General features: G+C 42.9%; 14 protein-coding genes. 6 read left to right on the plus strand and 8 right to left on the minus strand.

From position 1 onward, the window contains the following. Positions 1-52 precede the first annotated feature (52 nt). Positions 53-274, minus strand: coding sequence for an alpha/beta-type small acid-soluble spore protein (locus AC4E8A_RS06080; protein WP_006838227.1), 222 nt, complete (start codon positions 272-274; stop codon positions 53-55). Between the two features lie 266 nt (positions 275-540). On the opposite strand from AC4E8A_RS06080, the gene AC4E8A_RS06085 reads away from it, so the two are divergent. Beyond that, positions 541-795 (plus strand): hypothetical protein, encoded by a 255-nt coding sequence (locus AC4E8A_RS06085; protein WP_490197401.1) that lies wholly within the window; start codon positions 541-543, stop codon positions 793-795. A gap of 54 nt (positions 796-849) precedes the next feature. Here the strand turns inward: AC4E8A_RS06085 and AC4E8A_RS06090 are convergent, their stop codons facing one another. The 3 genes from AC4E8A_RS06090 to AC4E8A_RS06100 form a co-directional block, all read right to left on the minus strand. Further along, positions 850-1947, minus strand: coding sequence for an ABC transporter ATP-binding protein (locus tag AC4E8A_RS06090; RefSeq protein ID WP_490197403.1), 1098 nt, complete (start codon positions 1945-1947; stop codon positions 850-852). Between the two features lie 114 nt (positions 1948-2061). Further along, the gene (locus AC4E8A_RS06095; RefSeq protein ID WP_490197405.1) at positions 2062-2982 is read right to left on the minus strand and encodes a PucR family transcriptional regulator; all 921 of its coding nucleotides are present in this window, start codon (positions 2980-2982) and stop codon (positions 2062-2064) included. Positions 2983-3121: 139 nt separating this feature from the next. Further along, complete coding sequence (locus AC4E8A_RS06100) at positions 3122-3331, minus strand: YheE family protein (protein ID WP_490197406.1); 210 nt, start codon at positions 3329-3331, stop codon at positions 3122-3124. Between the two features lie 305 nt (positions 3332-3636). Between AC4E8A_RS06100 and AC4E8A_RS06105 the strand changes: the two genes are divergently transcribed. Next, entirely contained in the window at positions 3637-4032 is a 396-nt protein-coding gene (locus AC4E8A_RS06105; protein WP_490197408.1) for a hypothetical protein, read from the plus strand. On the opposite strand, the gene AC4E8A_RS06110 is transcribed toward AC4E8A_RS06105, so the two are convergent. From AC4E8A_RS06110 to AC4E8A_RS06125, 4 genes are read right to left on the minus strand one after another with little or no spacing between them, the layout of a single operon-like run. Beyond that, positions 4025-5218, minus strand: a complete 1194-nt coding sequence (locus AC4E8A_RS06110) for a YheC/YheD family endospore coat-associated protein (RefSeq protein ID WP_490197409.1) — start codon at positions 5216-5218, stop codon at positions 4025-4027. The genes AC4E8A_RS06105 and AC4E8A_RS06110 overlap by 8 nt on opposite strands. Further along, positions 5215-6579: a YheC/YheD family endospore coat-associated protein gene (locus AC4E8A_RS06115; RefSeq protein WP_490197411.1), complete on the minus strand. Its 1365-nt coding sequence runs from the start codon at positions 6577-6579 to the stop codon at positions 5215-5217. Before AC4E8A_RS06115 ends, AC4E8A_RS06110 begins: the two co-directional genes overlap by 4 nt. Beyond that, the gene (locus AC4E8A_RS06120; RefSeq protein ID WP_490197413.1) at positions 6576-7664 is read right to left on the minus strand and encodes a YheC/YheD family endospore coat-associated protein; all 1089 of its coding nucleotides are present in this window, start codon (positions 7662-7664) and stop codon (positions 6576-6578) included. The genes AC4E8A_RS06115 and AC4E8A_RS06120 overlap by 4 nt, the downstream gene beginning before the upstream one ends. 1 nt (position 7665) lies before the next feature. Continuing rightward, positions 7666-9006, minus strand: coding sequence for a YheC/YheD family endospore coat-associated protein (locus tag AC4E8A_RS06125; protein ID WP_490197414.1), 1341 nt, complete (start codon positions 9004-9006; stop codon positions 7666-7668). Positions 9007-9174: 168 nt separating this feature from the next. On the opposite strand from AC4E8A_RS06125, the gene AC4E8A_RS06130 reads away from it, so the two are divergent. From AC4E8A_RS06130 to AC4E8A_RS06145, 4 genes are all read left to right on the plus strand, one after another. Continuing rightward, positions 9175-10311 (plus strand): DUF445 domain-containing protein, encoded by a 1137-nt coding sequence (locus AC4E8A_RS06130; protein ID WP_490197415.1) that lies wholly within the window; start codon positions 9175-9177, stop codon positions 10309-10311. A gap of 93 nt (positions 10312-10404) precedes the next feature. Continuing rightward, entirely contained in the window at positions 10405-10758 is a 354-nt protein-coding gene (locus AC4E8A_RS06135) for a YlbF/YmcA family competence regulator (RefSeq protein WP_490197416.1), read from the plus strand. Positions 10759-11324: 566 nt separating this feature from the next. After that, positions 11325-12191 carry a Cof-type HAD-IIB family hydrolase gene (locus tag AC4E8A_RS06140; RefSeq protein WP_490197418.1) on the plus strand — a complete coding sequence of 289 codons (867 nt, stop codon included), beginning with the start codon at positions 11325-11327 and terminating at the stop codon, positions 12189-12191. A gap of 673 nt (positions 12192-12864) precedes the next feature. Further along, on the plus strand, positions 12865-14358 hold the full coding sequence (locus AC4E8A_RS06145; protein WP_490197419.1) for a coproporphyrinogen III oxidase: 1494 nt from the start codon (positions 12865-12867) through the stop codon (positions 14356-14358). The last annotated feature ends 116 nt before the right edge of the window (positions 14359-14474 follow it).

Consider the following 14474-nt stretch of genomic DNA (forward strand, 5'->3'; position numbering starts at 1 on the left):
GAAGCCCCTGACTGAATGTCAGGGGCTTTAGCCATATTAATATTAAGTTGTATTATTGTTGTGGGTAACCGCTGATTTGCTGTTCAGCCATCTGTACAAGGCGTTTAGTGATTTCTCCACCTACAGAACCGTTAGCGCGTGCAGTTGTATCCGCACCAAGCTGTACACCAAATTCAGAAGCGATTTCCAATTTCATTTGGTCAATAGCTTGTTGAGCTCCTGGAGCTACTAGTTGGTTAGAGTTATTGCTGCGTGACTGTTGTTGGTTTTGCATGGTTTGTCATCTCCTTGATGTTTTTATGGTTGGGTCAACTGGACTTGCACCAGTCCCGCACAATTTCTGCGGCCATCTAATTTGGTGAACCCAGCGTTGTATGGGTTGATTTCTTGCTGCTGTTACTCTGTATTATGGTATTTTTAAAAAAATATATACAAGGTTGCAAGAGGGAATTTATTCCTGAAGAGAAACAGATGATTAACACATAAAACCCGGGGAAAAACAAAGCATAGTAATGATAAAATCCTGCAGAAGAAGCGGTGATGGAAATGAAAGCATGTTCACTATGCAATGGTGTGACCCGAATGGCAATTGACTGCTCCACATGCGAGGCCAAGTTGACTGACAGGGGAAGAATCTATGATTATTATGATGACTACAGTGCCTATATGGATATTGATGAAATTAAGCTTGCGGATGGGATTCCCGACAGCTCAGGTTCTGACGATTGTATACACTTGTTTGCGGGGGATTGCGGCCATGAGGAAACGAGGGTCATCAAATTTACCGAAATCTAATAGTGAAAAAGGCCGTTCCCACTTAAATCGGAACGGCCTTTTGGATGTATTTTATTAGCGGATGCGTACTTCTGTTTCAGCATCGAAGAAGTGTGTTTTGTTCATGTCGAATGCAAGGTCGATTGTTTCACCGGCTTGAACATCTGAACGGGAATCGACACGGGCAACGAAATCCTGATCGCCAAGACGTGAATAAAGCATTGTTTCCGCACCAGTTAACTCTGATACTTCAATTTTTGCTTTGACTTTTGATCCTTGGGAAGAGTCGATGAAAACGGGTTCATCATGGATATCTTCCGGCCTTACACCAAGGATGATGTCTTTTCCAATGTACCCTTGTTCACGCAAAGCTTTCATTTTGCCTTCAGGGACATCGACTGCCACGTCCCCAAATGTGAATTTCCCTTCTTGAAGGGATCCACGGAAGAAGTTCATTGCAGGTGATCCAATGAATCCGCCGACAAAAACGTTTTCAGGTTTATCATATACTTCTTTAGGAGAACCAACTTGCTGGATCAAACCATCTTTCATGACAACGATACGGGAAGCCATTGTCATTGCTTCTGTCTGATCGTGTGTAACATAGATGGTTGTCGTTTGAAGCCGTTGGTGAAGCTTGGCGATTTCCGCCCTCATTTGTACACGCAGTTTGGCATCAAGGTTGGAAAGTGGTTCATCCATCAAGAAAACTTTTGCATCACGGACAATCGCACGGCCGAGTGCCACACGCTGGCGCTGACCACCAGATAAAGCTTTAGGTTTACGATCCAATAATGATTCGAGCCCAAGAATCTTTGCTGCTTCTTGTACGCGGCGGTCAATTTCCTGTTTATCGAATTTACGTAATTTCAACCCGAAAGCCATGTTGTCATATACACTCATATGAGGATAAAGAGCGTAGTTCTGGAACACCATTGCAATGTCACGGTCTTTTGGAGCCACGTCGTTGACACGCTTTCCGTCGATATAGAAATCACCTGTAGAGATTTCTTCCAGGCCGGCTACCATTCTCAATGTAGTAGATTTACCGCATCCTGAAGGGCCAACGAAAACGATGAATTCTTTATCTTGAATATCAAGGTTGAAGTCTTTTACTGCTGTAACGTTTTTATCATAAATTTTATAAATATTCTTCATTTGCAATTCTGCCACTTTGAATTCCTCCTCTAACTTCTATTTCTCTGTTAAAACCATTGTAGTAGAAAACGCTTACCAAATGTAATGGTTAAAGTGCATAAAAAAACATGGAGGGTTTGGGCAAATTGCTCAATCCTCCATGTGGTCATCCTGGTCGAATTCAAGGCAGGCAAGATAAACGGTCAAAGCGCCTTGAAAGGTTTTAATATCTATGCCGATTTTCTCAATGAATTTGTCGATCCTGTATTGGACACTGTTGCGGTGCATAAATAAGACTTTTGCGGTTTGGCTTGTGTTTGATTGGTTTTCAAGATAAGTCTTTATCGTTTTTTTTAATTCCTCATCTTCAGTGAATAATTGAAGTATATCAGCGAACAAACTTGTCTTTGTCTGTTTTGGTACATGCTCGAGGACGAATGATGGAAAGGTAGAAGCAAATGTAAATACTCTTCCTTTAGCAATATTTTGTTCAGCAAAGGCAAATAAGTTTTTTTCCTCATTAAAAAAGGATAAGAACTGGTCATTGAGTGAATAAAACCTGCCGATGAAGAATGTCGGTGAAGCGAAAAAATCTCCTTCAATTACTGCAGCCGCAGACAGGAGTTCTTCTTCAGGAAGGGACCACTCCGTTCTTTTTTCTACAATGGCACCTGTTCCAGGCGAAGTGAAAACAATGATTGCCTGCTCGGCAAAAATACTCCGGAAAGCCTCTATGAGCAGGTCGTTTTCCACTTTATCCTTTATGGAAAATTGGATGATGCGAAACTGAGCTTTTCGAGAAATCTTATTCTCAAGTGGAATGCCGTTGTATAGGTAATCATGCCAGCTTCGGCTCTCTGCTGTGTCATTTTGCCAGCTTTGCAATGGTGCTGCCTCAGAGAAAAGGATGCAAAGAAGTTCTGCTTCAGATGGAGTGAGCAAATGTTTGGGAATTGCGAGAAATTCCTCATTTGCTTCTGTTGTCAGCCAAAGCGTATCCGGGTCTTCTTCTGAAGGTGGAACTGAGTGCAATTGGGATTCTGGATATTTTTGTTGAAGTTTTGCAAGCATGTTTTCTCCTCATTTGCCTTTTCTTGGCCATATTATTTTACGATAAGAGTAAGTAGGTTACAAAGTGTTCGGCAGACGGAAAAAAAATGATCAACCTGCCGGGAAGCCTTTTACTTGTTCATGAGATGCCCGTTAATCCTTACTCATATACATGATAAAGCATGAGTTCATGAATTTGGCTTTTTATCATTTCTTCATCTGAAGCTGGAGGACGCTCATCTTTCCACTCAATTGTGCCATTTTTGTGATAGCTTCCGTTATATTTACTTCCTTTATAGAAAAAAGAAAATGTCCATCCGGGTAATTTTTTGTTTTCATACATGCTCTGAAATTGAAAGTGCTGAATCATTTGTTTGCCCCCTCATTGTTTGACTAAAGCCGTTCAACGACTTTTTCTTCTTACTATTCTAAACCTTTATACATTTTTTTTACAGAGGGACATGAACCTACAAGTATTGCGAAAAAGCCCAAAAAGTGACATAAGCCTGTATGAACCGTCATACGGTGTAATAAAGCGATACTTCAGACCGGTGCTTTAACACGTTACCGCACGTGGGGACAGTCCCCACGTACGGTAACGCGTTAAAGTGGCGGGGGACTGTCCCTCAATGCGGTGATGAGGTAAAGCGAAAATTTATTGGAGGGATGCTGTTAATGGTGTTTATTCGGCAATTGCAAGTTGGTATCTGCCATACGTGGGCTTCGTGCCATTTTTATCAAGAACTGAAAACCAAAACCACTAATCCTGTTTATCAGAGGTATATTGAACAGGCAGAAGGTGACAAACGAAAACACTACGAACTACTGCAATATGCTTATTACCTCCAGACAGGGGAGTACCATACTTTAGAGAACGAAAAAAGGACCTCCTCCAGCTTCAGGGAGGGTGTCCACATGGCGTTGAAAGATGAGTTGAAAGAGGCGTCAATTTACCGGGATCTTTTGATGGAGGCTCCAGGCTGGGAGGTTTACCAGCCGCTCTTTATCGTCATGACGGATGCTCCGAGGAATGCAGTGAGATTTTCTTGTATCTATAATGCCCTTAAGTAGAGACCTGACGGGCGGCCTTCGAAAAATGAAAGAATGATTCAGCAAGGCTTTCCAGCCGCTTCTCCTCAATTTCATTCTCATCAAATTTCATCGGCTTAGAATTAATTTCGAAAATAACAAGCCGGCCATCACTTTCTTGCATTCCGAGGTCCATTGAAAATTCCCCAATGAGTCCGAAGGCAGATGAAAGCTGTCTTCCGCAATCCTCCGCCAGAGCTTCAATCTTGGCTATGAGTTCCTTGGTCTCAACATAACGGAAGGGCAGAATCTTTCCTCCTTCAGGAACATGGGTCGTCACGTCCTGTCGTTCAGAAACACGGATGCCAATGCCGGTAATCAAAAATTCAGTTCCTGTAAAATGGACGAGCACACGCAAATCATAACGTTGATTATTCAATTTTCGGCATTGTATGGCTTCCTGATAGATATACTCATCCGCTTCAAACCATTCGGGATATTTCAGCAGCAATCGGTCAAATCTAATGAACTTCTCTATCTTTTTGGTGCTTTTGCAGATGATCTGCCCATCTCCACAAAGCTCCAGCAGCCTTATTCCTTTTCCCTTGGAAGAAAGAACCGGCTTGATGTACATTCTTTGTTTGTCTTTCAAATCCGCTTCCAGTTCCTCTTTATTGTGCACCAATTTGGTTTCAGGTAAATGCGGCTTTAAAGAATCATTTTCGGCAAGACATTGATAAATCTCCCATTTATTAAAAAAGTGTGGGTTGAAAAAGTGAATGTTCTTCTTTTCTGTCCATTGAAGAAATCCGGTAAATTCGTCAGTTTTCTCAGCAGAGGGAGATGGAATCCTGTTGTAAATAAAGTGGGGAAGGGGAAATTTACAGGATATCCATGTGTTTTTTTCTTCATTAAAACACAGCCCTTCTATTCTCTCGCTTCCGATATCACTCAATGAGAAGACAAAGGAAATCCCCCCCCTTGACTGGACAACCTTCTGAAGCTCTTGAAATAAAGGGAAGTTACCTTGGTAACCTCCCTTTTCCTTGGCTGTCAATATCCCGATTACCGGACCGCATATATTGTTCACTGCCGATATATCAAATGCGTATTGATAAGGTTCCTTCTCTCTGTACAGAATGTAAGAATCCCTGCCAAACATAAGTGAAGGAAGTGAAGGATCTGAATGAAAGAAAATTTTCTTCTGCGGCTGATAATACATTTTCATGTGAAGGTCTCCTGAGGATGGCGGATCGCTTGCCGGGTAAGGTATAGGCCAAACGATAAAGATAGTTTACGTGTAAGTAATTCAAAAGATTTTAAATCGGGATGTGTGAAAATCGACCTTCCTGGTTTCGAATTGGCTTCAAATAACCATATGCGGCCATCTGTATCCATGCCAAAATCAAACCCGATTTCCCCGATGAAGCCCTCCATATTCCGTTCAAGAGCAGAAGATAAGGTGATTGCAGCCGCTTTAAGTTTTTCTTCCACCCGGCTGCAGTCATTTTTATCAGTGAAGATTTCTTCCAAACATTTAACCTTGCCGCCATTATGGAGATGAGTCGTTACACTTCCCTCGCCAGCAACCTTGCCGGCAATGGCGCTGACCTGCCATTTTCCGTATTCATCCTTATTAGTATGAACCCGAAAATCGACTTCACGTCCTTCCAGTTTTACCAGATGGATCCCCTGTTGAATGAGCATTCTGTTTAACAATTTGGCAGGAATCAATTTCTGTACCAACTTTTCAAGTGCAGCAGATTTCACCAAGCGGTTCTTTCCAGTTCGATCCTGAAACCGGCATGAATATACTTCCGCTATTCGGTCATAAGTAAATTGATGGACACCGAGCCCAAGGCTGCCGTTTTTAGGCTTAATATACACATGGCCGTATTCAGACATTAATCTGTCTATTTGTGAAAAAGATTGAAAGGCATGCGTCTCCGGAAGATATCTAACTGCTTCATCGTCATTTTCCAACCGTTCAAAGACGTCCAGTTTGTTAAAGAAACCTGGGTTATACCAGGGGATGCCATACTCAGTTTGAAGCCGCGACTTTATATCCTGGTATCCCGGCTTTTTTTCGCTTTTGCGATTGGGGAGGCGGTCATAAATCACATTTGGGAGAGGGACAACATGTTTTTCCCATTGATTCCGGATATAAAAATGCCCTTTTACCAGCCCATTTTCCCAATCAATATGTTTTTCTCCAAAGACAAAGGGGATGACTCCCATAGATGACTGAAGAGAAAGCAGTTTGGAAAAAAAGGCTGACCGTTCGCCAATCGGTTTCATTAAAAATGAAGTAAAGCCAGAAGTGAAAATGCCGATTAGCGGTCCAAGGATGATTGTGTTTTCATGACGGAACAAATAAATAGTTGAAATAAAAGGGGGAAGCGCGAGTTCCTCTCCAAGACTAGAACTGATGGAAACGACATTTCTCCCCTTTGGATGTTTTTGGCATATGGCATCGGTTTGGACGGATCCAAGGGAGATGGTTTCAATGTTCTCCTGATCCAGGCTTACGGGAAGATACAGAATTCTTTTTTTTGCTTCGAATCTTTCCAGTTTATATGGTTTAATCAAGAAGAATCGCCTCCTGCTGCGGGCATTTTTCGTTGAAGGGCTTTACAATAACGTAAAGGTAACGAATATATCTGTCTTTTCTCTTCCTCTGAAAGAAGCTGAAGCATTTTGTGGCCAGGCTTGGAGTTCATGTCCAGGATCCATAAGGAACTGTCTCTGCCAATGACAATATCGAGCCCAATTTCAAATAATGGAGCGAATTCCTCCTCGAGAATCAAGGGAAGTGTGCTGAGGATCTCTTTTAATTCAGTCTCGATATAGTTCCAGTTATAGTGTTTCTGTTGTTTCTTCCATTCATCATAATGGATTGCTGCGGCGCCGGCACTAAGGTTTGTGAGCAAGCTGTTTTGATTTCCGGCCCGGAAACCCTTGCAAGTAACAATCCATTCATCATGTTCATTTTTTTGGAGGAGGATTCGTAAATCAAATGGCCGGTTTTGGTCATCTGTATTATCAAGTTTTCTTTGCATTATGAAGCTTTTTTGGCTGGTGATGACTTCCAGCCAGCGGGCAAGAGTGTCTTCATCCATCTTTTTCTCCACTATTTCAAGTTTCTTCGTCGTCCTGATGGTCATCTGCTGCTCTTTATCAGCATGGATTTCGTAGACCGCTATCCCATGGGCACCATCAAAAGGCTTAATGATGACATGTTTTTCCCTTTTTATTCTTGCAATGGTTTCAGGGATGGAGCCAATGAGAGTTGTTTCGGGAAGATAAGGAGATACTTTGTCTTGGTTTTTCAAATGCCTATAAATCGTCCACTTATTGGGAAGGCCGTAACCGAGGAAGCACAAATCATCCCGGTTCTTGAGCCATTGTGCAATGGCCTTGGCCTGCTTCGATGCAAAGTCATCCTGGTAAAAGGTTCGATCGTATATAAATTCAGGTATCGTAAAAACAGCATCCTCCCAGCTGCCGGATTCCCTGCAATAGCGGCAGCCCTTAATCCATTCAGTATGAGGATGAATCTGCAGAGGCGAAAATAATACAACCTCCATGTCATGAAGTTCGCTGGATTCCGCCATCCTTGTGTAAAAGGAATGAGCAGTATCGGGTTCCAGCATCATGATGCCAAGTGTGTTCATCTTAGGTTCTCCTTTCTTCCCAAATGGAAGTTGATAATGAATGAAGTGCTTTAACAGACGGCCTGATGGAAATGTTATCAGCATAAGTCTGCTTAGACGGCTTTGAATTCACCTCGATTAACCATGGTTTCCCGGTTGCATCCAAGCCAAGGTCAACACCCAGTTCTCCTAAAGTCAAAGAACTGTTTTCAGCGAGTCTGCAGCAGACTGTCAAGGCCGTTTCTTTCATAAGCATGAAAATTTTGCGGGCTTCATCCCTGCTGAAAAATTCATGTAGCATAGTCAGTGGTTTAGCCAATTCTCCGCCTTTGGCGATATTGGATACAAATTGGCCCTCACCGGAAATCCTGGCAACTGCTGAAATCAACTTCCACTCGTTCCTGTCGACCAAGTGGCAAAGAAACCGGAAATCCAGCGCCCTTCCTCTGGATTTGAGCAGGGGTATTGTTTCCTGAATAATAAAGTTTGAAGATACCTTTAGGTTGGAGAGTTCCTCATAAGCCACTTGGAGGGAGGGAAAAGACATCTTGACAGCATCTTCCTGCATGTTTTGAAATAACAGAAATTCCTTTTCCAGGTAAGTAAGTCTCAGCAGTTTTTTTCCCTGACTGCCTGCAATGTGTTTAATGAAGAGGTCTTGATGTTGATCGATCATACGTTTCAGGCTGGCAAGAGAATAGGTTTCCGTATGGGGTAAATATTCAAGAAGATGATCTTCCTTTGAAAGCTGCTCATGAACATAATCCTTTGTTAAGTAAGAAGTATTGAACACAAAGGCAGATTGGTCTTCCAACCCCATAATAAGATTTTTCATCAACTCTCCGCAGTCGGATCTGCGTGAGTGGATACGGTTATACAAAGTATCAGGGACTGGTATGCGGACTTGGATCCACTCACTGGTTTCTTCACTATATACCCAGCCCTCGGACTGTTTTAATGATGCAGTACCAGTAATGAAGAATAACCCTCCCTGGATTTGTGTGAAGCGATGCAGCTCATTATAATAGGTTTCCAGTCTTCCGAGAACTGGCTTTCCCGATTTTTCTGCATCAGTAAGTATTCCGATGACGGGTCCAAAGGAAAGGGTTCTATTTTCGATAGAGAAATGAGTATTCAATCTACAACAATATTCAATCTTATAAGGATGTTCTTCAGGAAAAAGAAGTTCGCAATACTCCTGTCCTGATATTGGAGGCGCCAACTTGACTTGAAACCGGGAAAGTCCGACTCTGAGGAATATGACTTCTCCGTAAAGTGCTTTTAATTCCGGACTGCTGGTTTCAGACAAAGATAAGACAGGCTGTTCAATCATTGGTTTAGAGACCCTGAATTTTATTTGCATAAAACCTCCCCATTTGCGCTGTCGTTGGACAAAATTTATAATATTATAATGGGCGAATGCTGATATAGCATATTATGTTGCACTGATGAAAATGTTCAGGGACAATGATAAATAGCTTGAAGGATAAACTGCATTTTTTTAGGGGAAGCCCGAAGGAAGGATGAAAGTATGGATATTCTAATTACCTTTTGCCTAATGGTCGTAATTGGTGCTGCAATTGGCGGGTTTACCAACTCCCTTGCCATCAAGATGCTGTTCAGGCCGTATAAACCAGTTTATATCGGAAAGTGGAGGGTGCCATTTACTCCGGGACTGATACCAAAAAGAAGAAATGAAATGGCCGTACAGCTTGGGGAAATGGTTGTTCATCATTTGATCACACCGGAAAGCATCCAAAAAAAATTATCCAACAGCCAGTTCAAGACCGATGCGGTGAGTTGGATAGGCGAAAGCGTGGAGCCGATCATTGAATCGGATGAAAATATAGAGGCGTGGCTTAAAAAACTTCACATTCCATTGACAACGGAAAATATCGAAAGTGGTATAGCGAATTGGATTGACCAGAAGTATCATAGTTTTAAAGAACAGTATCGTTCCAAGACAATTGAATCCACAGTTCCGGCCCAGTGGCAGGAAAAAGTGGAGGCAGGCATTCCTAAGGCAGCAGATTTCATAGCTGAAAAAGGGGAGGCGTATTTTAACAGCCCGGAAGGCAAGCGTAAAGTGAAAATCATGATCGATGACTTCCTGGAAGGCCGGGGAATGCTCGGAAACATGCTTGGTATGTTCCTTGGCAATTCTTCTTTATCAGAAAAAATCCAGCCGGAAATCATAAAATTCATCAAGCATGACGGCACTAAAGAGATTCTAAGAAATCTCCTGAAAAAAGAATGGGAGAAACTAAAGGAATCGAAATGGGAAGAGGTCCTGAAAAATGTTAAAGATGAAGAAGTCCTACCGTCATTGAAAAACTCGGTACTGGACATGGTTTCAGTGGAAAAGCTGATGTCAACCGACCTGAAAGACGTCTTGGAACCTTTCAAAAAGAGAATCACAGGAATCATTGTGCCTCAAATTTTTGAAATGAGTGTAAGGGCAGTTTCGCAAAAAATTGAAGTCATTATGGAAAAACTTCACCTTCAGGAAGTGGTCAGGGAACAGGTGGAAACCTTCTCTGTTCAACGCTTGGAAGAACTGGTTCTCGGAATCACCTCCAAAGAGCTGAAAATGATTACCTACCTTGGGGCATTATTGGGTGGAATCATCGGATTTGTCCAGGGTGCTATTGTACTGTTTATTGCATAGAGATAGCAGAAAGCATAAGTATCCTCGCATTCTCCTTTCACTTTTGTTATAGTGGTAGGGAATTGGCAAGAGAATTAATAGGAGGTATTTATTTTGGCAGTAAACTTATACGATTACGCAAATGAATTGGAAAGTGCACTTAGAAAAAGTGACGAATTCAATAACCTGAAAAAAATGTATGATGAAGTGAACAACGACGAACAAGCTAATAAAATGTTCGAAAACTTCCGCAATATCCAAATGAACCTGCAGCAAAAGCAGATGAACGGTGAAGAACTTACACAAGAAGAAGTAGAACATGCACAGAAGACAGCCATGCTTGTCCAGCAGCACGAAAAGATTTCACAGCTGATGGAAGCCGAACAGAGAATGAGCATGCTCGTCAACGAACTGAATAAAGTCATCATGAAACCACTTGAAGAACTATACGGTTCCATGCAAAAGTAATGTTTGAATGCTGCCCCCGGCTCACTGTAGCCTGGGGCAGTTTTGTATTAAATATTGGTTAATGATGCCTGGCAATTTTGTCTTTGTCCCCCGTCATTCTGTTTCACTGGAAAAGTGGGAATTAAGAATCGGAATCAGCTGTTCAATGTGCATAGGCCAGAGATGTGCTCCTCGTGGCCATCGTTGGTTCCGTAGGACCGTTTTATGCGGAATCGGCCCCTTATTGGCCCTGTATGAGCGGAAGCAACCTCCTTATCCTGCTTCAGCTTTCTTTATTGCCAACCTGAGGGGAAAGCACTTTCGATATTACTTATGCGAAGGCATTGGATTCACTCGCCCTGCGCAGCCTTACTCGAGGAACGGAGTTTTCGCGATATCAAGACAAAGAGTCTTATTGCGGTTCTAATTGGATGATTAAAAGCTCAAGCCTTCTAAAACCTGTCATATTTTCCTACCCGCACACATATCAGTATACAAAGGACTAGGGTGGACATGATTACCAGTCCATTCCAAAATTTATATATTCCATCAGGTTAAAATAGACAACAAATGAGGAGGGCGCATCCATGATTTATCGTATGTTAGCTATGAATATCGACGGTACTTTGCTAAACAACGGCCGTTTAAGCAAAGACACAAAAGAGGCAATAGATTATGTCCAAAGCAAGGGCATCCATGTAACACTCATTACAGGAAGAACATTCCCTTCGGCCAAAAGGGTTGCCAAAGCCTTGAAAATTGATAATCCCCTTGTTACACATCAGGGAGCCTATATCGGCAAACAGATGGATAAACCGCTGTTCGTGAATAAGGTCCATGAAGATATTACCTATGAATTGGTGAAGTTTCTTGAAGAACTTAACTGCCAGCTTCGGGTCGTCCAGGAAAAGATGGCCATTATGAATAGAGTCAAACTCTCGGGTTCGCTTCGGGAAAAGGTCTTATATAACAGGGAATCAAGCTTTATTTATAGTACCCACTATACAGATTCATTGAGTGAATACCTCTTTGAAGATCCTTCTTCTGCACTGAAAATCGAAGCTAAGTTCAATTCAGAGGCGGATCTCCATGATGCCATTAAAGCAATCAAAGGGATGTACCATGAGGTGGACTGTATCGTGACAGGCACTGGCAGGATGGATATTGTGAAAAGGGGCGTTTCAAAATTAAGGGGTCTTCTGTATGTATGTGAACGAGCGGGTATCACTCGGGATCAGGTGGTCATGGTAGGAGCCAATCCAGACGACAAGGATCTTCTCGATTGCTGCGGGCTGGGGATCGCCATGGGGAATGCACCTATGGAAGTGAAACATGCAGCTGACTGGATTACCCGTTCTGATAAACAAAACGGGGTCGCCTATGCAGTAAAAGAGCTATTCCGCAAACAGCAGCCAATTGAGTTCTTAAGAAAAATGAATGTGATAAAGTCATAGACTGAGAGAACTGGCCTGGCGGGGTCAGTTTTTTTTGTTTGAAAGGATACACCAGATGGGGGGGCTTCCCCAGCCCCTCGGGGTCATAAGCCAATCCGTCAAGAAGGGTAAAGGGCACCCTTCCTGCCGGCTCGTCTTATGCCTGTTGGGGCTGATCAAGGCGCTTTTGCTTTAGTATCATCCAGCTCCAAGGTCCCAACGGCTATCGAACTTCAGTCTTTCTCCTTGCGATAAGTCATCATCGAATCGCTTTCGCTCTTCGTGATTCCTTTATCTCATACGAAAGCCTTCCAGTTCGTACGCCGCTAAACGGGACCTTTCCGCTTTAGTATCATCCAGCTCCAGCGGCCAGCTCCTAGCAGATTTCGGTCTTCTTCCTTGCGATAAGTCAACATCAACTCACTACGCTCGTTGTGTTTCCTTTATCTCATGCAGAAGCCCTCCAATCTGTACGGAGCTGAACGGCCGCTTGCGCTTTAGTATCATCCAGCTCCAGCGCCTAGCCCCTCGGGGTCATAAGCCAATCCGTCAAGAAGGGTAAAGGGCACCCTTCCTGCTGGCTCGTCTTATGCCTGTCGGGGCTGATCAAGGCGCTTGCGCTTTAGTATTGACCGTACCCGTTTCCTTTTGTACACTTAAACAAGTTGAAATTCGATTTTGAAAGGTGATTTCATTGAACATTACATTCAGCGGTTTGCGTGATGAACGTTTCAACCGTCCGTTACAGCTTATCGCCAATTTATTTTTTGAAGAACCGATGGTCGCTCCTCTTGAACAAGAAAAGGCTGACCTCCATATAGACTTCCATTTAGAAAAGGGACAAGGGTTTGTCAAAGCAAAGGCCGATCTTGAATCCATGGATCAAAGCCACACTTCTCAATACGAAAAAGAAGTGCAGCTGGAGCAAACAGAAAAAGAGCAGTTCCGCAGCTTCAAGAATGCCCTTTCCCATGTCTATCTGAATGTGCTGCAAGAATACACAGGCATTGTGCAGCCTTGGGGGATCCTTACTGGCATCCGCCCGACTAAACTTTTTCATAAAGGTGTCAAGGAAGGTGTCCCGAGGGAAGATATTCGCCGTAAGCTTAAAGAAGACTATCTCATCTCAAATGAAAAGATCGATTTGATGGAGCGGATTGTCGACAGGCAGCTTTCTGTCATTCCGGATTTATATTCCCTTCAAAAGGAAGTCAGCATTTACATCGGGATTCCTTTCTGTCCAACGAAGTGTGCATACTGTACCTTCCCGGCTTATGCTATCCTCGGAAAACAGGGAAGAGTCGACTCCTTCCTTTCCGGGCTGCATTATGAAATCCAGGAAACAGGCCGCTGGCTGAAGGAAAATGGAGTGAAGATCACTACCATTTATTATGGCGGAGGGACACCTACATCCATTACAGCAGAACAAATGGACCTGTTGTATGAAGAAATGTACCGATCATTCCCTGATGTTGATAAAGTTAGAGAAGTGACAGTAGAAGCAGGCCGCCCGGATACAATCACTCCGGAAAAATTAGAGGTATTGAATAAGTGGAACATTGATCGGATTTCGATCAATCCCCAGTCTTATACCAATGAAACCCTGAAGGCAATCGGCAGGCATCATTCGGTGGAGGAAACCATTGAAAAGTTCCACCTTGCAAGGGAAATGGGCATGAAGAACATCAATATGGATCTTATCATCGGTTTGCCAGGTGAAGGAGTGGAGGAGTTCAGCCATTCATTAAAGGAAACCGAAAAGCTGATGCCGGAATCATTGACGGTCCATACATTGTCTTTCAAAAGAGCCTCCGAAATGACTAGGAATAAAGAAAAGTATAAGGTTGCGGACAGGGAAGAAATCGAAAGGATGATGGCACTGGCCGATAAGTGGACGGACGAACATGATTATGCACCTTACTATCTCTATCGCCAGAAGAACATTCTCGGAAACCTGGAAAATGTGGGGTATGCGCTTCCTGAACAGGACAGCATCTATAACATTATGATCATGGAAGAAATGCAGACCATCATCGGAATCGGCTGCGGTGCAGCGAGCAAATTCATCGATCCTGAAACGGGCAAAATCACTCATTTTGCCAATCCGAAAGAACCTAAAGCTTATAATGAAGGGTTCAGGAACTATACTGAGAAGAAACTGCAAATTCTTGGTGAGCTTCTGAATTAATTAAAAAGCGGGCCACATTAGGGGTCCGCTTTTTGTATGTATTTTTCCATAACAAAATTTAAAATTGGAAAATTCGCTTAATTAAAAGGTTTTAGCCTGTAAAAGAGCGAATGAGA

The organism is Bacillus sp. SRL337 (assembly GCF_984799155.1).